Source organism: Cytophagia bacterium CHB2 (genome assembly GCA_030263535.1).
Taxonomy (GTDB): domain Bacteria; phylum Zhuqueibacterota; class Zhuqueibacteria; order Zhuqueibacterales; family Zhuqueibacteraceae; genus Coneutiohabitans.
The window spans coordinates 1-4,906 of record SZPB01000425.1; the positions used below are offsets into that span (position 1 = coordinate 1).

The following is a 4,906-nucleotide window of genomic DNA, read 5'->3' on the forward strand; positions in this document are numbered from 1 at the left end:
AACGCTTCGGGATGGAATGCGGCGAATTGCTGCGCCGCGATCAAAAAATACGGCAGCGGCCCGCGCCAGTGCGCGGTATTGAATTTTTGACCGACGGTGGCATCGAATCCAATGCCGCAGACCGCGAAGAAATACCGCGAGCCGGCGCAACCGGCGTCGATCGCGCGCACTGCACCTGCCGCCAACACGCGCAACGCCTCTGCCGGCTGAATCGGAATGCCGAGGCCGCGCGCCAATCCGTTGCCGGAACCGCGCGGAATGATGCCGAGCGCCGTGTTCGTGCCGACCAGGCCCGAGGCCACTTCGTTGATGGTCCCGTCGCCGCCGACCGCGGCTACGATTTCATAATCGCGCAGCGCCGCTTCGCGCGCCAGGCGCGTGGCCTCGCCCGGGCCGGCAGTCAATTCAACATCGCTCGAGGGAAATTGCGCATGGATGAGATTGATGATCGCGCTTTTATCCCGCCGAAATCCGGAGATGGGATTGACGATGAAAAGGGTTTTGGAGGTTTGCATTGTAACGAAGTGAATATTGTTATTCTGGCATGTCTTCGAGACGAATTCCCTTACCCGCTCGCAAGCTTTGCCGTGCGGCAGCGATACGATCTAAAAATCGAGGATCATGCTCGAGACGGTAATCAAACCAATCTTCCTCAGTTTTGAAACCCACCAAAACTCCGGCGGGCTTGCCATGCCGCATGATTACGATTTCTTCTTTTTCAGCCAGACGAAGATATTTGGACAATTGATCCTTAATTTCTGAGAGCGCAATCAGTTTCATAACTGTTCTCCATATCTTTCAAGCCAAGCTGCGGCTCTTGATTTTGGCACGATCGCTAAAATTTCGACGTCGGTTCCCTTGCAATCATAAAAAACCCGAAACTCTTCCACCCGCAAACGGTATTCCGGCCGGCTCAAACCTCGCAATCGCTTGATCCGGCTCTTGCTGGTTTTCCGAGGCTCATGCCTCAAGTGCGTTTCAATTGCTGTGCGCACCAATGTGCGTTCCCTCGCAGCAAGCCGTTTAAAATCGTCGGCGGCTTCCGGCGCAAAAACGATATTGTGCCTCATTCTGGCCAGATTATAGCTATTTTTTTTGCAATCACCAACGCCTAATTTCCCCGCACCGCATCCATCCGCCGCGCGAATTCTTTGCCGTCGACGAAACCGATCACGCGCAGATCGTCGAGTTCCCTGCCCGCAGCATCGAGAAAGATGATGGTAGGCAGGCCCTTGATAGCGTATTGCTGCCGGATCGCCTGCACTTCCGGCGAGGCGTATTTCGTCAAATCGCCGCGCAGGAAAACGAAGCCCTCGGCGCGCGCACGCACCTCGGCGTGCGGAAATGTGAAGCGCTCGAGTTCTTTACAGGCGAGACACCAATCCGCGGTGAAATCGATGATCACCGGCTTGGCCTCCTGTTGCGCTTGCGCGAGCGCAGCGTCATTCAAAGCCAGCCAGGTTCCAGCATGCGCTTCCTGCTCAGGCCAGGCAAGCCACAACGCAATACCTGCAAAAATCGCAGCGGCGGCGCGTTTGAGCCAGGGAAAAATTTTCGAACTGAATTTAGTCGACTCGATCAAACCGACATACAATCCTCCCAAAAGCAAAATTGCGGGCAACAAATATTTTGCAAGCCAATTCGGCAAAATCGGAGCGGCAAAATATGCCGCCATCGCCAGCAAAATGACGCCGAATATTTTTTTGATCCAAACCATCCACATGCCTGAGCGCGGCAGATTTTGCAGCAACCCGGAAAACGTGCCGAGCAGCAAAAACGGTGCGCCCAAGCCGAGCGCCAATACGAAAAACATCCAGAAACCGAGCACAGGATTGGCGGTAGCTCCGACATATGTCAGCAAGCCCAATACGAACGGCCCGATGCACGGCGCGGCGACAAAACCAACCGTGAGTCCCATAAAAAACGCGCCAAAGAGACCCGGCTTCGAGCCACCGGCCATTTGCATGAGCGCCGAGGGTACTTTGAATTCATATAATCCAAACATCGACAGCGCCAGCGCGATCATCACAACGGCAATAAAAATGAGCACCGGCGGACTTTGCAAGGCCGCGCCGAACAAGGAGCCGCTCAAAGCCGCCAACACGCCCAACACGGAGTACGTCACCGCCATGCCGAGAATATAAAGCGACGCGAGGCCAAACACTTTTGCCGGGCGACCGCCGGTTTGTCCGCCAAAATAACTCACCGTAATCGGAATCAGCGGATAAACACACGGCGTCAAATTGAGCGCAAGCCCGCCGAGAAAAATAAACAGCAATGAAGCGCCCAAGCCGTGCCGCTCGACCAACGCGCTGATTTCATTGGCGCTGCCTCCCTGCTCTTGTTTCGCAATCGTCAACGCGCCGCCGAAATCAATCGGCGCAAAAATCTCTTCATTGATGAGATTCGCCGGCAGATCGAGTCCCACCAGCGGCAGCGTTGCGCTGAATGCTTTCTCCTCCGGCTGCAAACAGGAAAAATCATTGCAGGCTTGATAAATCAATTTGCCGGAGAGCCTTAATTCTTCGCCTTCGAATTTTTCTGAGATTTTGAGCTGAACGCCGATAATGACTTCGCGTTCATAAACCGACATCGGCGTTTCGGAAAAGGCAAAGCTGCGCGACAAACCCGGCGGGTAAACGATTTTATCAATTGTTACACCGCTGATCCCGTCAAGCTCGACTTTGGTGGGAATTAAGAACTCTTCGTTCGGCTGATGCGAGTTCACATGCCAGCCTTCGCTAATTTTGCCGAGAATGGCCGCGCGCAGCGTGCTGCCTTTGTAGGCTTGATCAAACGAGAAGATCACCTCGGTCTGCAGGATTTCTTCCGGAGGGGAAAACCCGAGAAAAATTTTTTCTTGAGCTTGAGCCGGTAGGCAAATCGTCAAGTGAAACAACAGTCCCAATACCAAAAAAACAGGAAGGCGGGGGATTACAAAATGGATTCTCGCGATACTCCTTCCACCGCTTCTGCCATGCCGCAGGAGTCTTCGTAAAATTTGCGCCGGGCGCCGGCGATAAAAAAAACTTACCCAACGGATGAAAGCTGCCAACGGATAAAACTTACTATGAATCCGTTGGCTGCCTTTACCCGTTGGGAATATTTCGTTTTTTTGAAAGTTCATTTTGAAGATAATGGTTGCGTTGTTTTAGGCCTAATTTGATAAAATTTCACAAATCCGATTGATCAACCCAGCGCAGCAGGCGCCATTTGCCGTCGCGCGGGTTGCGGTGAAACGTGAAGATCGCGAAGCCCGAAACGCTGAAGCTGAAATCCGAGCTGGCGAGATCCAGGCGAAAACTGCGCGCCTGCGTCTCATCTTCGCCTTCGGTGATGGTGTAAATGGTGTTCAGCCATTCGAGATTGATGACGTCGAACGAGCGCAACAACCGTCCGGTGGTTTTCAAGTCCGTTTCGCGCGTCCAGGAGATAAACAAGCCGGACGGCCCCTGTTCGGGATCGAAATATTGAAACACGAATGCGCTGTCCAAAACATTTGAATAAAGCAACGAATCTTTGAAGGTGTAGGCATAACGGAAATTCGTCAACACTTCTTCGGGATTGCGTTGTTCGGTAATTAGCTCGCTGGTCAAACTGCCGTCATCAAGCTTGGGGGCAAAGGGATTGACGCAACTGAGATGAAAAAAAGCTATTGCAATCAGAATAAACGGCATTGGAATCCCGGCGCCCAGCAAGGGTTTGGAACCGGCTCTTCCAAAGACGCCCATTTTCGAGGAAAACGCCTTCGCGATCATACTTATGCAGTCGCAAGTTGTTCTAAAAAATCGGGCAAGCAACTTACTGCTTGAAACAAATAGTATCACAAAAATTATTCCGTCAATGAAATTTCTTGCGTCAATGCTTTTTGGCTTTTTCTCGCCGCGATGCGCCGCGTAAACGCCTCTTGCAGCCGGCGCGTGATCGGCCCGGGCTTGCCATCCGCAATCACAACATTATCTAGCCGAACGATTGGCACAACCTCGCCCGTGGTGCGCGAGAGGAAAAGCTCGCTGGCCTGTGGCAGCCGCGCGGCAACCGGCGGCGCTTCTTCCACCGGAATGCGCAATTCCCGGCAAAGCTCGAGCGCAACTTTGCGCGTGATGCCGGGCAATATTTTATGCGAAGCCGGATGTGTTACAATCTTGCCATCGAACACCGCAAAGAAATTGCTGTGGCTCGCTTCGGTGGCAACGCCTTCGTGGATAAAAATCGCTTCATCCGCGCCCTGTTCATGCGCTTTCTGACTTGCCAAGACATTCGGCAAAAGATTGATCGTCTTGAGATCGCAACGATCCCAGCGAATATCGGGCATCGTTATTGCAGACACCCCCTTTTCGGTCAACTCATGAGCCGGGACGAATTTGTTAGCGGCAATGTAAACCGTTGGCGGCGTGCCCGGCGGCGGAAAGAAATGTTTGCGAGGAATCGCCGCGCCGCGCGTGATTTGAAAATAAATCAGCGCCTCGCCGTTTAAAAGATTATTTTCCGCCAGCAGCCACCGTGCAATGTTTTCCAACCCGGCGAAATCATAAAACTGCAATCGCAAGGCTTCGAGGCCGTGCTGCAAGCGGCGCAAATGCGCCTCGGTCTCGAAAAAATAATCGTGATAGCTGCGAATAACTTCATAGATGCCATCGCCGAACAAAAAGCCGCGCTCGTAAACGGAAACCGTGGCTTGCTCGTGAGAGATAAACTTGCCGTTAAGGTAAACTAGCATGGCGCTGCAGCTCCCAGCCTTGTGCAAAAATACTTGGACACTTCGCTTTCAAGCGGAAAAATCTTAGATAAGTTTGTGTTGAATGTCAAGGCAATTCTGGTTTATTGCGACGGGCTTGAGCTAGTCACGGCAAAACCGGCATATTCGTCACAATGGCCGCCAACCGTCCCAAATTTTTCATGCTAA

The 4,906-nt window shown here is 52.7% G+C and carries 6 protein-coding genes; all 6 read right to left on the reverse strand.

Going from position 1 to position 4,906, the window contains the following annotated elements:
* The coding region (locus tag FBQ85_26455; GenBank protein ID MDL1878674.1) for a diacylglycerol kinase family lipid kinase at positions 1 to 515 on the reverse strand (515 nt) is incomplete at its 3' end.
* Between the two features lie 19 nt (positions 516 to 534).
* Positions 535 to 780: a type II toxin-antitoxin system Phd/YefM family antitoxin gene (locus FBQ85_26460; protein ID MDL1878675.1), complete on the reverse strand. Its 246-nt coding sequence runs from the start codon at positions 778 to 780 to the stop codon at positions 535 to 537.
* On the reverse strand, positions 777 to 1,070 hold the full coding sequence (locus FBQ85_26465; protein ID MDL1878676.1) for a type II toxin-antitoxin system RelE/ParE family toxin: 294 nt from the start codon (positions 1,068 to 1,070) through the stop codon (positions 777 to 779). Before FBQ85_26465 ends, FBQ85_26460 begins: the two co-directional genes overlap by 4 nt.
* Before the next feature lie 41 nt (positions 1,071 to 1,111).
* Entirely contained in the window at positions 1,112 to 3,127 is a 2,016-nt protein-coding gene (locus FBQ85_26470) for a thiol:disulfide interchange protein (GenBank protein MDL1878677.1), read from the reverse strand.
* 46 nt (positions 3,128 to 3,173) lie between these two features.
* Positions 3,174 to 3,758, reverse strand: coding sequence for a hypothetical protein (locus FBQ85_26475; protein ID MDL1878678.1), 585 nt, complete (start codon positions 3,756 to 3,758; stop codon positions 3,174 to 3,176).
* Between the two features lie 74 nt (positions 3,759 to 3,832).
* On the reverse strand, positions 3,833 to 4,720 hold the full coding sequence (locus FBQ85_26480; protein ID MDL1878679.1) for an aminotransferase: 888 nt from the start codon (positions 4,718 to 4,720) through the stop codon (positions 3,833 to 3,835).
* Positions 4,721 to 4,906: the final 186 nt, after the last annotated feature.

What these genes read in the sequence shown, in the direction of transcription:
- FBQ85_26460 (MDL1878675.1), bottom strand. Translation starts at nt 780, where the DNA reads ATGAAACTGATTGCGCTCTCAGAAATTAAGGATCAATTGTCCAAATAT.
- FBQ85_26465 (MDL1878676.1), bottom strand. Translation starts at nt 1,070, where the DNA reads ATGAGGCACAATATCGTTTTTGCGCCGGAAGCCGCCGACGATTTTAAA.
- FBQ85_26470 (MDL1878677.1), bottom strand. Translation starts at nt 3,127, where the DNA reads ATGAACTTTCAAAAAAACGAAATATTCCCAACGGGTAAAGGCAGCCAA.
- FBQ85_26475 (MDL1878678.1), bottom strand. Translation starts at nt 3,758, where the DNA reads ATGATCGCGAAGGCGTTTTCCTCGAAAATGGGCGTCTTTGGAAGAGCC.
- FBQ85_26480 (MDL1878679.1), bottom strand. Translation starts at nt 4,720, where the DNA reads ATGCTAGTTTACCTTAACGGCAAGTTTATCTCTCACGAGCAAGCCACG.